Raw genomic sequence first — 13,152 nt, 5'->3', positions numbered from 1 at the left:
TTTCTCCACGCAGTCGGGCAACACGGCGCGCTTCGTCACCCGTTTGGGGCGGGCGGCGAGCCGCATCCCAATCTCGCCGGACGAGACAATGCCCGCCCCGCGCGCGCCCTTCGTCCTCCTCACGCCCACCTATGCGGACGGGCAGGGGCGCGGGGCCGTTCCCAAACAGGTGATCCGGTTCCTCAACGACCCGGACACGAGGCACCATCTCCGCGGCGTCATCGCCTCGGGTAACCGCAATTTCGGGGCGACATTCGCCCTGGCGGGCGATGTGGTGGCGCAGAAATGCGCCGTCCCCGTTCTCTACCGGTTCGAGCTGGCCGGGACCGAGACAGATATCGCCCGGGTCAGCGAAGGACTGGACAGGTTTTGGAAGACGCAATTCTCGACCGCGATCTGAGCGACGCGGCACCCGCCAAGGCGGTGCCCGCCGAATGGCAGGGGCTGGATTATCACGCGCTGAACGCGATGCTGAACCTCTACGACGATGAGGGCCGCATCCGCTTCGACGCCGACAGGATGGCGGCGCGGCAGTATTTCCTGCAGCACGTCAACCAGAACACGGTGTTCTTCCATTCGCTGGAGGAAAAGCTGCGCTATCTGGTGGACGAGGGCTATTACGAGAACGAGGCGCTGGAGCAATACGGCCCCGCCTTCATCGCCAAGATCTGGGATGCGGCCTACAAGGCCAAGTTCCGCTTCCCCACCTTTCTGGGCGCGTTCAAATACTACACCAGCTACACCCTGAAAACGCGGGACGGTAAGCGCTACCTCGAACGGTTCGAGGACCGCGTGGTGATGGTGGCCCTCACGCTGGCGCGCGGCGACAAGACCCTCGCCATGAAGCTGATGCAGGAAATCCTCGCCGGTAGGTTCCAGCCTGCCACGCCCACCTTCCTCAATGCCGGCAAGGCGCAGCGGGGCGAGCTGATCTCCTGCTTCCTGCTCAGGCTCGAAGACAACATGGAAAGCATCGGGCGCGGCATCAATTCGGCCCTCCAGCTCTCCAAGCGCGGCGGCGGCGTGGCGCTGATGCTGACCAATATCCGCGAATATGGCGCGGCAATCAAAGGTATCGAGAACCAGTCTTCCGGCGTCATCCCGGTGATGAAACTGCTGGAGGATTCCTTCAGCTACGCCAACCAGCTTGGCGCCCGTCAGGGGGCGGGGTCCGTCTATCTCAACGCCCATCATCCCGACATCCTGCGCTTTCTGGACACCAAGCGCGAGAACGCCGACGAGAAGATCAGGATCAAGACGCTCAGCCTTGGCGTGGTGATCCCCGATATCACCTTCGAACTGGCGAAGAAGAACGAGGATATGTATCTCTTCTCGCCGCACGATATCGAAAAGCGCTATGGTGTGCCCTTCTCGGAAATCTCCGTCACCGAGAAATACCACGAGATGGTGGACGATCCGAAGATCCGGAAGAAGAAGATCAATGCCCGCGCCTTCTTCCAGACGCTGGCCGAAATCCAGTTCGAGAGCGGCTATCCCTACATCATGTTCGAAGACAGTGTGAACCGCGCCAACCCGATCGCCGGGCGGATCACCATGTCGAACCTCTGTTCCGAGATTTTGCAGGTGAACGAGGCGTCGGAGTTCAACGACGATCTGAGCTACAAGCACCTCGGCACCGACATTTCCTGCAACCTCGGCTCGCTCAACATCGCCAAGGCGATGGATGGCGGTGATTTGGGCGCCACCGTCGAGACGGCGGTGCGCGCGCTGAACGCGGTCAGCGAAATGTCGGCGATCGACTCGGTGCCCTCGATCCGGCGCGGCAACGACGAGAGCCACGCGATCGGCCTCGGCCAGATGAACCTGCACGGCTTCCTCGCCCGCGAGCGCATCCACTACGGCTCGCCCGAGGGGATCGACTTCACCAACATCTACTTCGCCACAGTGCTCTACCACTGCCTGCGCGCCTCCAACGCGCTGGCGAAGGAGCGGGGCCGCAGCTTTGCCGGTTTCGAAGCCTCGAAATATGCCGATGGCGCCTTCTTCGACAAATATGTCGAGCGGGACTGGCTACCCGAAACCGAGGTGGTGAAATCCCTGTTCGAGCGCTTCGCTGTGCCGGTGCCCAGCCGCGAGGATTGGGGCGCGCTGAAAGAGGCGGTGATGGCCCACGGGCTTTACAACCGTAACCTTCAGGCGGTGCCGCCCACCGGCTCGATCAGCTATATCAACAACGCCACCTCCTCGATCCACCCGATCACGGCCAAGATCGAGATCCGCAAGGAGGGCAAGATCGGCCGCGTCTATTACCCGGCGGCCTATATGAGCAACGACAATCTGGAGTTCTACAAGGACGCCTACGAGATCGGCGCCGAGGCGATCATCGACACCTATGCCGCCGCCACCCAGCATGTGGATCAGGGCCTGTCGCTGACGCTGTTCTTCAAGGACACGGCGACGACGCGCGACATCAACCGCGCCCAGATCCACGCCTGGAAGGCCGGGATCAAGACGATCTATTACATCCGCCTGCGCCAGATGGCCCTTGAAGGGACCGAGGTTCAGGGCTGCGTTTCCTGCTCACTCTGAGGCCGCCGATGAAAGACATGACCCATACCCGCCCCGTCCCCCGCGCCATCAACTGGAATCGCTTGCAGGACGACAAGGACCTGGAAATCTGGAACCGCCTGACAGTCAACTTCTGGCTGCCGGAAAAGGTGCCGCTGTCGAACGATATCCAGAGCTGGTCGCAGCTCACCGAAGAGGAGCAGCGGCTCACCATTCGCGTCTTCACCGGCCTCACCCTGCTCGACACGATCCAGAACACCCTTGGCGCGCCCGCGCTGATGGGCGATGCGATCACCCCGCATGAGGAGGCGGTGCTGACCAATATCGCCTTCATGGAGGCGGTGCATGCCCGCAGCTACTCCTCGATCTTCTCGACCCTCTGCTCGACCGCGGAAGTGGACGAGGCCTTCCGCTGGTCGGAGGAGAACGCCCAGCTCCAGCAGAAATCCCGGCTGATCCTCGACGAATACGACGCCACCGCCAATCCGCTGCGCCGCAAGGTGGCGAGCGTATTTCTGGAGAGCTTCCTGTTCTATTCCGGCTTCTACCTGCCGATGCACTGGTCGTCGCGCGCACGGCTCACCAACACCGCCGACCTGATCCGTCTCATCATCCGCGACGAGGCGGTGCATGGCTATTACATCGGCTACAAGTTCCAGCGGGGGGTGGAACGGCTGCCCGAGGCCGAGCGGCAGGAGATCAAGGATTTCGCTTTCGCCTTGATGTTCGACCTCTACGAGATCGAGACCCGCTATACCGAGACGCTCTACGATCCGCTTGGCCTCACCGAGGATGTGAAGGCCTTCCTCCATTACAACGCCAACAAGGCGCTACAGAATCTCGGCTTCGAAAGCCTTTTCCCCGATGAGCTGTGCAAGGTGAACCCGGCAATCATGGCCGCGCTCAGCCCCAATGCCGACGAGAACCACGATTTCTTCTCGGGTTCGGGTTCGTCCTATGTCATCGGCAAGGCGGTGGCGACCGAGGATGAGGATTGGGATTTCTGATGGCGGATGCTGTTGCAAGGGACACGCTTGCCATCGTGCGGGAATGGCATGAAGCTTTCGATGTGCCGGTGATCGAGGCACCGTCGATCCCTGAGGCGCGAGCGCAGATGCGGCTGGCGATCCTCGAGGAAGAGGTCGCCGAGTTGCGCGAAGCCGTGGAAGCGGGCGACATGGTCGAAGTGCTCGATGCGCTTTGCGATATCCAGTATGTGCTCGACGGCACCTTCCTGGAATTTGGCTTGCACAGGCTGAAGGCCGCAGCCATGGCGGAGGTGCACAATTCCAACATGTCCAAGCTCGGCGCCGATGGCCGCCCGGTGCTGCGCGAGGATGGTAAGGTCTTGAAAGAGCAGGATTTCTTCCCGCAAAATCTTGCCGTCTTGCTTGCCGACGGGTAGCATCGCGGCCGCCGGAAATGGAGCTTGGACATGCCGATTGAACAGCCGGTGCCGGAATTACCGGTCCGGGACGTGCGCGCCGCGCAGGTCTATTACCGCGATAGGCTGGGATTCGAGATCGCCTGGCACAATACCGAGGGACGGATCGGCACGGTCTCGCAGGGGCCCTGCGCGAAACGGACGCGTCGATCTCTCCGGTGACGCTGTGGTTCTTCGCGCCGGATGTCGATGGCGATTATGCCAGGTTCACCGACTTGGGCGCCGATGTTGCCGACCCGCTGTCAGATAAGCCCTGGGGGCTGCGGCAATTCACCCTGCGCGATCCGAACGGGCATCTTCTGCATTTCCATCACGATCTCTGAAGCTCTGCCCGCGCCAGGCCAACGCATGCCCTGGCTACGGGGCTGTGCTTTGACGGCGACCGAGATTGATATTGGTCGCGACTGCGAAGAGAAAATCGTGAAGGCTAGGTAAGCCGCACCTGACATGCAAGCGCAAGGATAGTCCATATCTGCTACGGCTATGCAGCCTAGCCCGCCGATCGCGGCAGGGCTGCTGGCAACGGCGCGGGGGTTATTCAGATGCACGTGACATTGGACGCGTGCCACCAGAAGAGATCGAGAGCTCAACCCAGTTGCTTTTGGTCCGTGAGAGAAACAGTTCGGTTTACGCATCTGTCGGGAAGTCCGCCAGATATCAGAGTCTCGATATCCTGGATGTTCATCAGGCTGACACGCTCGATAGAGTCTGTCGTCTCCGCCCCAACATGTGGAGAAAAGATTGTTCGGGGTGCAGAGAATATCGGATGCGACAGGTCTGGTGGTTCCGAAGGGTAGGTGTCGAAGGCCGCACCGGACAGGCTCCCAGTTTCTAGTGCTGCGGCGGTGGCATCCAAGTCCACGACCTCACCCCTGGCAAGGTTGAGCAAAGCGGCTCCCGGTTTCATCAGTTTCAGTTCGGACGGGCCGATCAATGCGGAATTGGCGTGTCCGCCGACAACGTGAAGTGAGACAAAATCAGACATGCCGAGCAGATCCGGTAGGCTGGCGAGGGTGATCGCGTGCTCGGCGATGAACGTGTAGTCGGGATAGAGGTCCGTGGCGACGATCTTCATTCCCAGAACCATAGCCTTCTGAGCGAGGCATTTCCCAACCGCTCCGAGCCCCACGATACCGAGTGTGCGCCCGGCGATCTCGACCCCGGCGATACGGTTCCAGCCACCGTTCAGCACCTCACCATGGCTTGGAATCAAGGATCGCGACATCGCGATCATCATGCCGATTGCCAGCTCCGCAACAGCATTGGCATTGGCTCCCGGTGTGTTAGTGACAGGAATGCCCGCCTCGGTGCAGGCATCGATGTCGATGCCGTCGAGGCCGACGCCGTGTTTGAGTACGCCCTTGAGGTTCTTTCCCGCCCGGATGGTGTCGGCGGTGACCGGAAACAGGCCTGCCACAAGGTAATCCGCATCGGCGATGTGGCTTGAAAGACCACCATCCGGAAGCGCCGGATCGGCGCAGCGCACGAAGTTCCAGCCCGTTGACCGAAGCCTCCCTGGGGCTTTCCCGTGCCGCGCAAATCCTGGCGAGGTGGTGATGACACGGGTCACGAGACTTCACTGGGTCCGGTTTCGATCGGCAACCCGTCGTTGCTGCCCCATTCGGCCCAGGATCCGTCATAGACAGCCGCGGGTCGTCCGAAAGCGACTTCGTAACTCCACGCAAGGATCGCGGCGGTCACGCCCGAGCCACAGGTCATCACAACCGCCGCTGCGTCCGTTGCCCCGTCGAACTTTGCACGGACCTTGGCGAGATCCGCCAGCTTGCCGTCGTCGACAAGCTGATCGAAAGGCAGGTTCACGGCGCCTGGGATATGACCGCTGCGCAGACCCGGCCGGGGTTCGGGTGCCGTACCGGCGAAACGTGCTGCCGGGCGGGCGTCGATGATGTGATGCCTGCCGGTCGGCAGGCCGGAAAGCAGGATCTTGGCATCCATTAGGCGGGAGGGCTCCGGACGGGCAGTGAAGTTACCCGGACGGGCTGGCTCCGGTGGGCCCGACGCCACAGGTCCGCCTGCTGCCCGCCAGGCCGGAAACCCACCGTCCAGAACGCAGACCTGATCGTGCCCCATCGCTCGCAACATCCACCAGGCTCTCGGCGCGGCGAACAGGCCCGCCGTGTCGTAGACGACAATCGAGTCGTTTTCGTTCAACCCCAGGGCCTGTGCCCTTTGTGTGAATTCCGCTGCAGAGGGAAGCATATGGGGCAGCGCGGACATGGTCTCGGCGAATTCGCCGTCGAAGTCGAACCTTCGCGCGCCGGGAATCCGGGCGTTCAGGAATTCCTTCGAGGGATCCCGCGGTTCTGCCGGCAGGTACCAGCTTGCGTCGAGGAAGGTCAGGTGGCCCTCCTCATGACCGGCGATGGCAGTGGGTGCGTCGATGATAGGCGAATGGGGCATCAGGAAGTCTCTGAATCGGTGGCAAGAGTGCTGTGGCGGCTGATCAGGCACCATCCTGCGATGGCGGCCAGACCTGCGAGGATCGCCCACCAAGCCAAGGTATTGCTGGGCATCAGGATCAGGGCGAAGGACCCAACGGCAAAGGGTAGCCGTTCGATCCAGTACATCACCCGTCCAAGCCAGCCTTGCAGGAAGATTGCCCAGGCAGTGGTGGCGACGAACATGCCGAAGGCGGCGATTCCGATTTCGGCCAGGCTCCCCTGCCAGAGTATCGCGGTGTCGTTCACAAAGCCGAAGGGGATCACGAACATCACCAGCCCGTAGATGAAGGCCAGTACCGAGGTCCGCATCACATTGCCGCCCGAGACGCCGGCCGCGGCATAGGCCGTCAGGGCTACCGGCGGAGTCACCATGGCCAGGACGCAGTAGTAGAGGATGAAATAGTGAGCCGAGAGTGTATCGACCCCGAAAGACTGCATGGCGGGCACAAATAGGACAGCCCCTACGATATAGGCCGCAACGGTGGGCATCCCCATCCCCATAATGATGCAGCCGAGGATGACCATCAGAAGGGACAGATACAGGCTGCCTTCTCCGATGAAAGCGAGGTAGCCGACGAACTTGAGCACCAAGCTGGACTGGATCGCGATCGCCATGACGATTCCGACGGACGAGCAGGAGACGGCAACTTCGGCCGCCTGCCGGCCGGAGGCGGGGATCATCCGGCCAAGATCGCGCAGGGTGAACCGGGTTCCCTTGCGCAGCATTGGCGCGACCAGAGCAACGGCGATGCCGACGACGGCCGCGTAGCGGGCGGAGTAGCCGAGGAACAGGAAGACGACCAGGGCCACCGGCGCAAGAAGCAAGTGCAGGCGCGGCAGTAGAGGGGCGACCTTGCGGGTGATGGCCTTGACCTGGCCGGCGCGGCGGGCGCGCAGGTCGATGGTCATAAAGAGGGCGAGGTAGAATCCCAGTGCCGGAATCAGCCCGGCCAGAGCGATGTTGGCATAAGGAACGCCGAGGAACTGGGCCATGACGAAGGCTGATGTCCCCATGATTGGCGGCATGAGCTGGCCGCCCGATGAGGCGATTGCCTCTGTCGCTCCTGCTTGTTCCGCATTCAGCCCACCGCGCCGCATCAGAGGGATCGTCAGGACCCCGGTGGTGGTGACATTGGCCACCGCCGATCCGCTGACAGTGCCGAATAGGGCGCTGCCCACCACCGCCGTCTTGGCGGCGCCGCCGACCAGCCGCCCGGTGAGCCGGAAGGCTATGTCGATAAAGACCTCGCCGCCTCCGGTGGCCGCGAAGATCGCGCCGAAGACGACGAAATAGACAATGATGTCGAGTCCGACCTGCGCCGGGACGTCGAAGAGGCCCAGGGGCTGCATCGAGAGTATCTCGGTCAACTCGGAGATCGAGAACCCGACGAAGGACAGGAAAGAAGGTAGATGCTGGCCGAAAAACGCATAGGCCAGACAGACCAGCAGCACCGAGAGAAGCGGCAGGCCGACGACCCGCCGCACGGCTTCGAGCAGGACAATAAGACCGGCGAACATGGCGACGATGTCCGACAGGAAGACGTCGTCCACATACGCCATCCGCAACTGAAGCCGCTCGGCGTTGGTCCAATAGTGATAAGCGAGCCAAAGGCAGGTCGCGAACAACGCAAGGTCTACGCCAAATCCGACCCGGGGCGGCACCGAAGCATGGTCGTTAAACGGCCGGAAAAGAAGGACGATGGCCGATGTCATGTAGACATGAAAGGGGATGATTGCCATCGGTGGGAACGGAACGAAGAAGTTTGTGAACGCCATGGCGATGTAGATGCAGGCCGTTGCGATCCAGGCGGTCGTGCGTAGCTGATCCATTTCTCTTGTCTCACGGTCAGGAGCGTTGGGCCGGACAGGCCGTTCGGACCTGTCCCTGCCGGATCGTGTCGAGGCGGGGCAGCGGGTTCATGCCGCCGCCCCGGTCCGGTGGTCAGTCCAGCCAGCCGCGTTCGCGGTAGTACCGCTCCGCGCCCGGATGGAATGGAATGACCTGATATTGCTCGGCGACAAAGGTCTCTGGGTCCCAGCTTGCAAAAGCCTGGTTGCCTTGGGCCAGGGCGTCGAGATTCTCCATCACTGTACGCACCACATCGTAGACCATGTCCTCGTCGGTGTTCACGTTGGCGATGACAGTCATCAGGCTTGCCGGCGCAACGATATCTTCGGCCTGCCCATCGAAGGAGTTCGCAGGCAGGGTCGCGGGTACGAAGCCGTATTCACGGAGAGCCGCCATGTCCTTGTCGGACCAGGTCAGGAAGGTCATTGGCCTCGCAAGAATGACCTCGGTCAGATCGGGGATTCCCACGGGACCAAGCCCGATATAGGCATTCGCCTGTCCGTCCTGCACCCGCTGCCCCATTTGCGATGAAGGGACCTGCACGACATGGTTGCTATCCCGCATGTCCTCCAAAGAGGAGCCGTATGATTGCAGAAAGATATCGTAAACAACGGGGTTGATGCTGCCCTGAGGTTCGACCAGGACCTGCGCCGCATCCTCACCGACAAGGGCGGTGCCGACGGTGGCGTTGCCGGTTTTCTCGACATAGTCGGTGGCCGCCACCGCGTTCAGATACGACAGAGAGATTCCGCTGAAGACCATGCGGTTGTCCGAAGTTGGCCGGCCCTCGAAATCGAGGATGCCGTTCGCACCCCAGGCCACGGCAAGAGCGTTGGCAAAGCCAAGATCGCTCCGGCCCATATTCACCGTTGCGGTGTTGGAGACCGAGGAACCGCGCGGAATGATCTCGACTTCGACATCGGTGTATTCCTCGATCACCTGTTCGAAAGCGGCGGCGTACAGGTAGGCGCTGCTGCCCGGCTCCTCGGCCTGAAGTGTCAGGGTCTGGGCCATGAGCGGTGCGGCAAGGGCACAGGCCCCGGCAAGGGCCGTTGCCCCGGCGAGTAAATGCGGGTGTTTCACTGGTTTTCCTCCCATATGGTTCTTGGACCGGCCCGTGGGGCCGGGTGATGTCACCGGCGCCCCCTCCTCACGCGGACGCCAGTGATCTCGTGCCGGCTAACCGCCGGACATTTCGTCGAAGCAGTCGAGAACCCGCGTCGAATAGACCAGCGCACCGCCGGCATTCATCGCGATTGCCACGCCGAGGGCTTCGGACAGCTCCGCCTGGGTGACGCCATGCTTCAACGCCGCCTCGACATGTGCGGCGATACAACCGTCGCATTTCGTGGTCACCGCAACGGCGAGCGAGATCAGCTCGCGGGTGCGTCCGTCCAGATGCTGCGCTTTCTCGCCCGAACCAGCCAGCGCGGCGTAACCCTTCATTGCCTCGGGGGCGAGCTTGGCCAATTCGGCGGCGCGGGATTTGACTTCGGAGCGGTAGGATTTCCAATTCAGCATGTGGGTTCCTTGGGTTAGGATTGGTTTGTTTGTGATGTGATCACGGGGACCGGCATTCGGGTTATCAGCGGGCTACCGCATACATGCCGACATTGTCCTTCGGCGGATGGGCGAGGATGACCTCCTCGATCGGGTCGATGCCCCAGCCGGGTCGGTCAGGGACCACCAGTCGGCCGTTCCTGATCTCAGGCTGATCGGTATAGAGCTCTGCATCCAGCGGCAGTCGATCCACGTCCAGTTCCATGACCCGCAGGTTCGGCACGACCGACGCGAAATGGGCATTCATCATCGAGCAGACGTGGCCGTAGAAATTATGCGGAGCGACGTTTACCTCGTGCGCCTCGGCCACAGCGGCAATCTTAAGCGACTGCCAGACTCCGTTCCATACGGTGTCGACAATGCCCACGTCCATCGAGCGGGCGGTCAGGAAGGGCATGAACTCGCGGATTCCGATCAGGGTCTCGCAGGAACTGATTGGATGACGCGACTGCTGTCGGATGTAGGCCAGGGCCTCGGCGTTGTAGCTGTCGATCTCGACCCAGAACAGCGGCAAGTCCTCAAGCGCCCGCAGAATGCGCAGGCAGCCTTCGGTCCGGAAATTGAAGTTGAGGTCGAGCAGGACCTCGCAATCCTCTCCCGCTCCCTCGAGGATCGCTTCGAGATGCGCCCGGATCTGACGGATCAGTTTCGGCGTGACGTTCAATCCCGGCTCGAACGGGACGCCAAATCCGGCCCGGTATGCCCTGGGTCCGCCCGCCTCATAGCTGAAAAGGTTGGTCTTGAGCGCCCGGAACCCGGCGTCCCGCGCTTCGCGCCCGGCTTCACGGACGCCGTCAAGGTCCTCGATCTTCTTCCCGTAATGGGCAGCGTGGCTCATCCGCCATGTCGCGCAATGGGACCAGTAGACGTCGATCTCGTCCCGGATCTTGCCGCCCAGAAGAACATGGCAGGGAACACCCAGAGTCTTGGCCTTGGCGTCGAGCAGTGCGTTCTCAAGGGCGCCGGCCCCTTGTGCGGTGACCCCGCCGAAGGAAGGCCGGGTGGCGCAATAGGCGTCGGAAAAGGCCCTTTCGGTCTGGTGCACCGACTTGCCGATCAGGCGCCGACCCAGTTTCTCGATGACCGCAGTGACCCCGGGGGAGCCGAAGCATTCGTCGTATTCGCTCCAGCCGGTGACACCGTCTTTGGTCGTAATCTTGCAGAAGTAATAGTTCCGCCAGCCAGCGTCACAGCTCAGTGTTTCGATTTTTTCGATGGTGGACATCGTTGGTCCATCTCCCCTCGTTTTGAAGTTCGTGGTTTGGCGGCTTATCAGCTCGCCTCGGTCGTTGAGGCTGCGATCAGCGCCATTGCTGCTGCAGCGGCTTTGGTCGCGGCGTCCATATCCTGCCGGAGATTGCGGTGAACAATCGCGCCGTCGAATAGGTAGCAGAACTGCTCCGCCAGCCCCTCGGCTCCGGCCACGCCCTCTCCCAAGGCCACCTTGAAAAGGTCATTGATCGCCTGCTTGTAGTCGCGGGATATCTCAACCACGCGCGCGCTTTCGCTAAGGTCGGCGCAGGCGTTGGCAAAAGCACAGCCGCGAAAATCCGCGCCCGAAGTCATGTGTTCAAGCTCTTTGAACATCGCCGCGACTCTAGCCTCCGGCGCGTTCGGCGCATCTTCTACGGCGGACCGTAGCGCGCCGATGTTCTTGTCGCTCCGGGCCTGAAGGTAGCGGGCGACGATCTCTTCCTTGGAGCCGAAGTTCTGGTAGAGCGACGCCTTCGCGATGTCTGCCTCGCGGATCAGCTCATCGATGCCGACAGCGCGGATCCCTTTCTGATAGAACAGACGATCCGCAACCTTGAGGACGCGCCTCTCTACTGTTCGCTGCCGTGACATGCTTCCTCCCAAAACATACAGACTAGTCTGTTTTAAATGAATGGCCGGCGCTGTCAAGCACGCCTTACCCCCGCCTGGCGCTTCCACGGGTTCAATTGGTTCGGATGCACTTGGTGCTTCGCCGCAATCTCCTGCACCGTCCTGTCGCCGCGCAGCGCCTAAAGCGCGACCAGTGCCCTGAATTGATCCGTGAACGTCCGGCGTTTCGCTATCTCATATCCGTCCAAAAGGTTCAGGAGACACCGTAGCTCGCCGTCCGATTTCATGGGACCACTTCAGCTTCGGGAAAGTGAAAGCGGGCTTTGGGTTTTGTTGGATCCGGAGAATGCGAGAAAGGGGTCTGGCGGGTTTCCGTAAGGAATCATCTGCCTATTGCCGGCGACGGTTCTCCGATCCGCGTGCGGTTACCGTGCGCCCCCAGACATCGGAGAACACCCATGGCCAAGTCCAAGCCTAAGTTCGACGCTGCGGCGTCGATCACAAATGAACTCATCGAGATCATCGATCGGGGCGTATTGCCCTGGCGCAAACCCTGGCGCGTCGGCGGCGGTTCCGTGCCGCTCAGGCAGAACGGCGAACCCTACCAGGGCATCAACAACTTCCTGCTGACCATGCGCACCATGATGGCTGGTTACACCTCGCCCTACTGGATGACGTTGAAGCAGGCGAACGAACTGGACGCGAAGGTCATCAAGGGCTCGAAGTCGTCGGTTGTTGTCTACTACGGCACCACCGAACGGGACCGTGAAGAAGGTGCCCACGACGATGAGACGGACGCGGAAGACCCGAAGACCATCCCCTTCATGAAGTCCTATCGCGTCTTCAACGCGGAACAAATCGAGGGGCTGGACGCCCGTTTCCATCCGGAACCGGCTGAGCCGCAAGCTCATCCCGAGCGTGCGCCGATCCCGCACATGCAGGCCTTCTTCGAGGCAATTGGTGCGACAGTCAGCTTCTCTGGTCGGGAAGCATGTTACGTCCCGACCCTCGACAAGATTTACATGCCCCCGATCGAGCTCTTCGAGAACCCGCGGAATTTCTACGCCGTCTGGGGTCACGAGCTGGGTCACTGGACGAAACCCCGGCATCGGTTGAACCGCAGCTATGGCGATGCTCGGTTCGGGAATACGGCCTATGCCCGCGAAGAAATCGTGGCTGAGCTTTGCACGGTGTTTTTGGGTCAGAAGCTGGGGTTCTCCGCGCATACGCTGGAGCTGAACGCGGCCTATCTCGACAACTGGGTGCGCGTACTCCGCTCGGACAAGCGGGCGATCTTCAAACATGCGGCGGACGCGCAGCGCGCCTGCGACTATCTCGTTGCCGCATCGGAGGTGGGGCAGGGGGAACAGGCCGCTTGAGGCCGGGGCTGTCCGGGCTGGTAGGGTGTGGTGAAAGGAAAAGCTGGCTTTGGGTCTGGTGGTTTCAACACATCCCGAAAGGACAGACCCATGAGCCATGCCGAA

General features: G+C 61.6%; 15 protein-coding genes. 7 read left to right on the top strand and 8 right to left on the bottom strand.

Going from position 1 to position 13,152, the window contains the following annotated elements; genetic code table 11:
• The 6 genes from nrdI to A3764_RS25940 all read left to right on the top strand — a co-directional run.
• The coding region (nrdI, locus tag A3764_RS08405) for a class Ib ribonucleoside-diphosphate reductase assembly flavoprotein NrdI (RefSeq protein ID WP_067951477.1) at positions 1–400 on the top strand (400 nt) is incomplete at its 5' end.
• Positions 401–468: 68 nt separating this feature from the next.
• Complete coding sequence (gene nrdE / locus A3764_RS08400) at positions 469–2,550, top strand: class 1b ribonucleoside-diphosphate reductase subunit alpha (protein ID WP_067951479.1); 2,082 nt, start codon at positions 469–471, stop codon at positions 2,548–2,550.
• Positions 2,551–2,558: 8 nt separating this feature from the next.
• Complete coding sequence (gene nrdF, locus A3764_RS08395) at positions 2,559–3,536, top strand: class 1b ribonucleoside-diphosphate reductase subunit beta (RefSeq protein WP_150121468.1); 978 nt, start codon at positions 2,559–2,561, stop codon at positions 3,534–3,536.
• Entirely contained in the window at positions 3,536–3,934 is a 399-nt protein-coding gene (locus A3764_RS08390) for a nucleoside triphosphate pyrophosphohydrolase family protein (RefSeq protein WP_067951473.1), read from the top strand. Before nrdF ends, A3764_RS08390 begins: the two co-directional genes overlap by 1 nt.
• 30 nt (positions 3,935–3,964) lie before the next feature.
• Complete coding sequence (locus tag A3764_RS25945) at positions 3,965–4,135, top strand: hypothetical protein (protein WP_236628140.1); 171 nt, start codon at positions 3,965–3,967, stop codon at positions 4,133–4,135.
• Positions 4,132–4,296, top strand: a complete 165-nt coding sequence (locus tag A3764_RS25940) for a VOC family protein (protein WP_236628139.1) — start codon at positions 4,132–4,134, stop codon at positions 4,294–4,296. The genes A3764_RS25945 and A3764_RS25940 overlap by 4 nt, the downstream gene beginning before the upstream one ends.
• A gap of 263 nt (positions 4,297–4,559) precedes the next feature.
• Here the strand turns inward: A3764_RS25940 and A3764_RS08380 are convergent, their stop codons facing one another.
• The 8 genes from A3764_RS08380 to A3764_RS26405 all read right to left on the bottom strand — a co-directional run bounded on the left by A3764_RS08380 (position 4,560) and on the right by A3764_RS26405 (position 11,844).
• The gene (locus A3764_RS08380; RefSeq protein ID WP_067951471.1) at positions 4,560–5,543 is read right to left on the bottom strand and encodes a phosphoglycerate dehydrogenase; all 984 of its coding nucleotides are present in this window, start codon (positions 5,541–5,543) and stop codon (positions 4,560–4,562) included.
• Positions 5,540–6,394 (bottom strand): sulfurtransferase, encoded by an 855-nt coding sequence (locus A3764_RS08375; protein WP_067951469.1) that lies wholly within the window; start codon positions 6,392–6,394, stop codon positions 5,540–5,542. The genes A3764_RS08380 and A3764_RS08375 overlap by 4 nt, the downstream gene beginning before the upstream one ends.
• Entirely contained in the window at positions 6,394–8,265 is a 1,872-nt protein-coding gene (locus A3764_RS08370; protein ID WP_067951467.1) for a TRAP transporter permease, read from the bottom strand. The genes A3764_RS08375 and A3764_RS08370 overlap by 1 nt, the downstream gene beginning before the upstream one ends.
• Before the next feature lie 112 nt (positions 8,266–8,377).
• Positions 8,378–9,367 carry a TAXI family TRAP transporter solute-binding subunit gene (locus A3764_RS08365; RefSeq protein ID WP_067951465.1) on the bottom strand — a complete coding sequence of 330 codons (990 nt, stop codon included), beginning with the start codon at positions 9,365–9,367 and terminating at the stop codon, positions 8,378–8,380.
• Positions 9,368–9,463: 96 nt separating this feature from the next.
• Positions 9,464–9,805: a carboxymuconolactone decarboxylase family protein gene (locus tag A3764_RS08360; RefSeq protein WP_067951463.1), complete on the bottom strand. Its 342-nt coding sequence runs from the start codon at positions 9,803–9,805 to the stop codon at positions 9,464–9,466.
• Positions 9,806–9,869: 64 nt separating this feature from the next.
• Positions 9,870–11,069, bottom strand: a complete 1,200-nt coding sequence (locus A3764_RS08355; protein WP_067951461.1) for a mandelate racemase/muconate lactonizing enzyme family protein — start codon at positions 11,067–11,069, stop codon at positions 9,870–9,872.
• A gap of 47 nt (positions 11,070–11,116) precedes the next feature.
• Positions 11,117–11,746: a TetR/AcrR family transcriptional regulator gene (locus tag A3764_RS08350; protein WP_150121556.1), complete on the bottom strand. Its 630-nt coding sequence runs from the start codon at positions 11,744–11,746 to the stop codon at positions 11,117–11,119.
• Positions 11,743–11,844 (bottom strand): transposase, encoded by a 102-nt coding sequence (locus A3764_RS26405; RefSeq protein ID WP_150121558.1) that lies wholly within the window; start codon positions 11,842–11,844, stop codon positions 11,743–11,745. Before A3764_RS26405 ends, A3764_RS08350 begins: the two co-directional genes overlap by 4 nt.
• Before the next feature lie 282 nt (positions 11,845–12,126).
• Here A3764_RS26405 and A3764_RS08345 point away from each other — a divergent pair, with 282 nt between their 5' ends.
• Positions 12,127–13,047 carry an ArdC family protein gene (locus tag A3764_RS08345; protein WP_067951457.1) on the top strand — a complete coding sequence of 307 codons (921 nt, stop codon included), beginning with the start codon at positions 12,127–12,129 and terminating at the stop codon, positions 13,045–13,047.
• Positions 13,048–13,152 lie beyond the last annotated feature (105 nt).

The organism is Sulfitobacter sp. HI0129, from assembly GCF_001635395.1.
Classification (GTDB): Bacteria; Pseudomonadota; Alphaproteobacteria; order Rhodobacterales; family Rhodobacteraceae; genus Sulfitobacter.
This window is presented reverse-complemented; position numbering and strand designations above follow the sequence as displayed.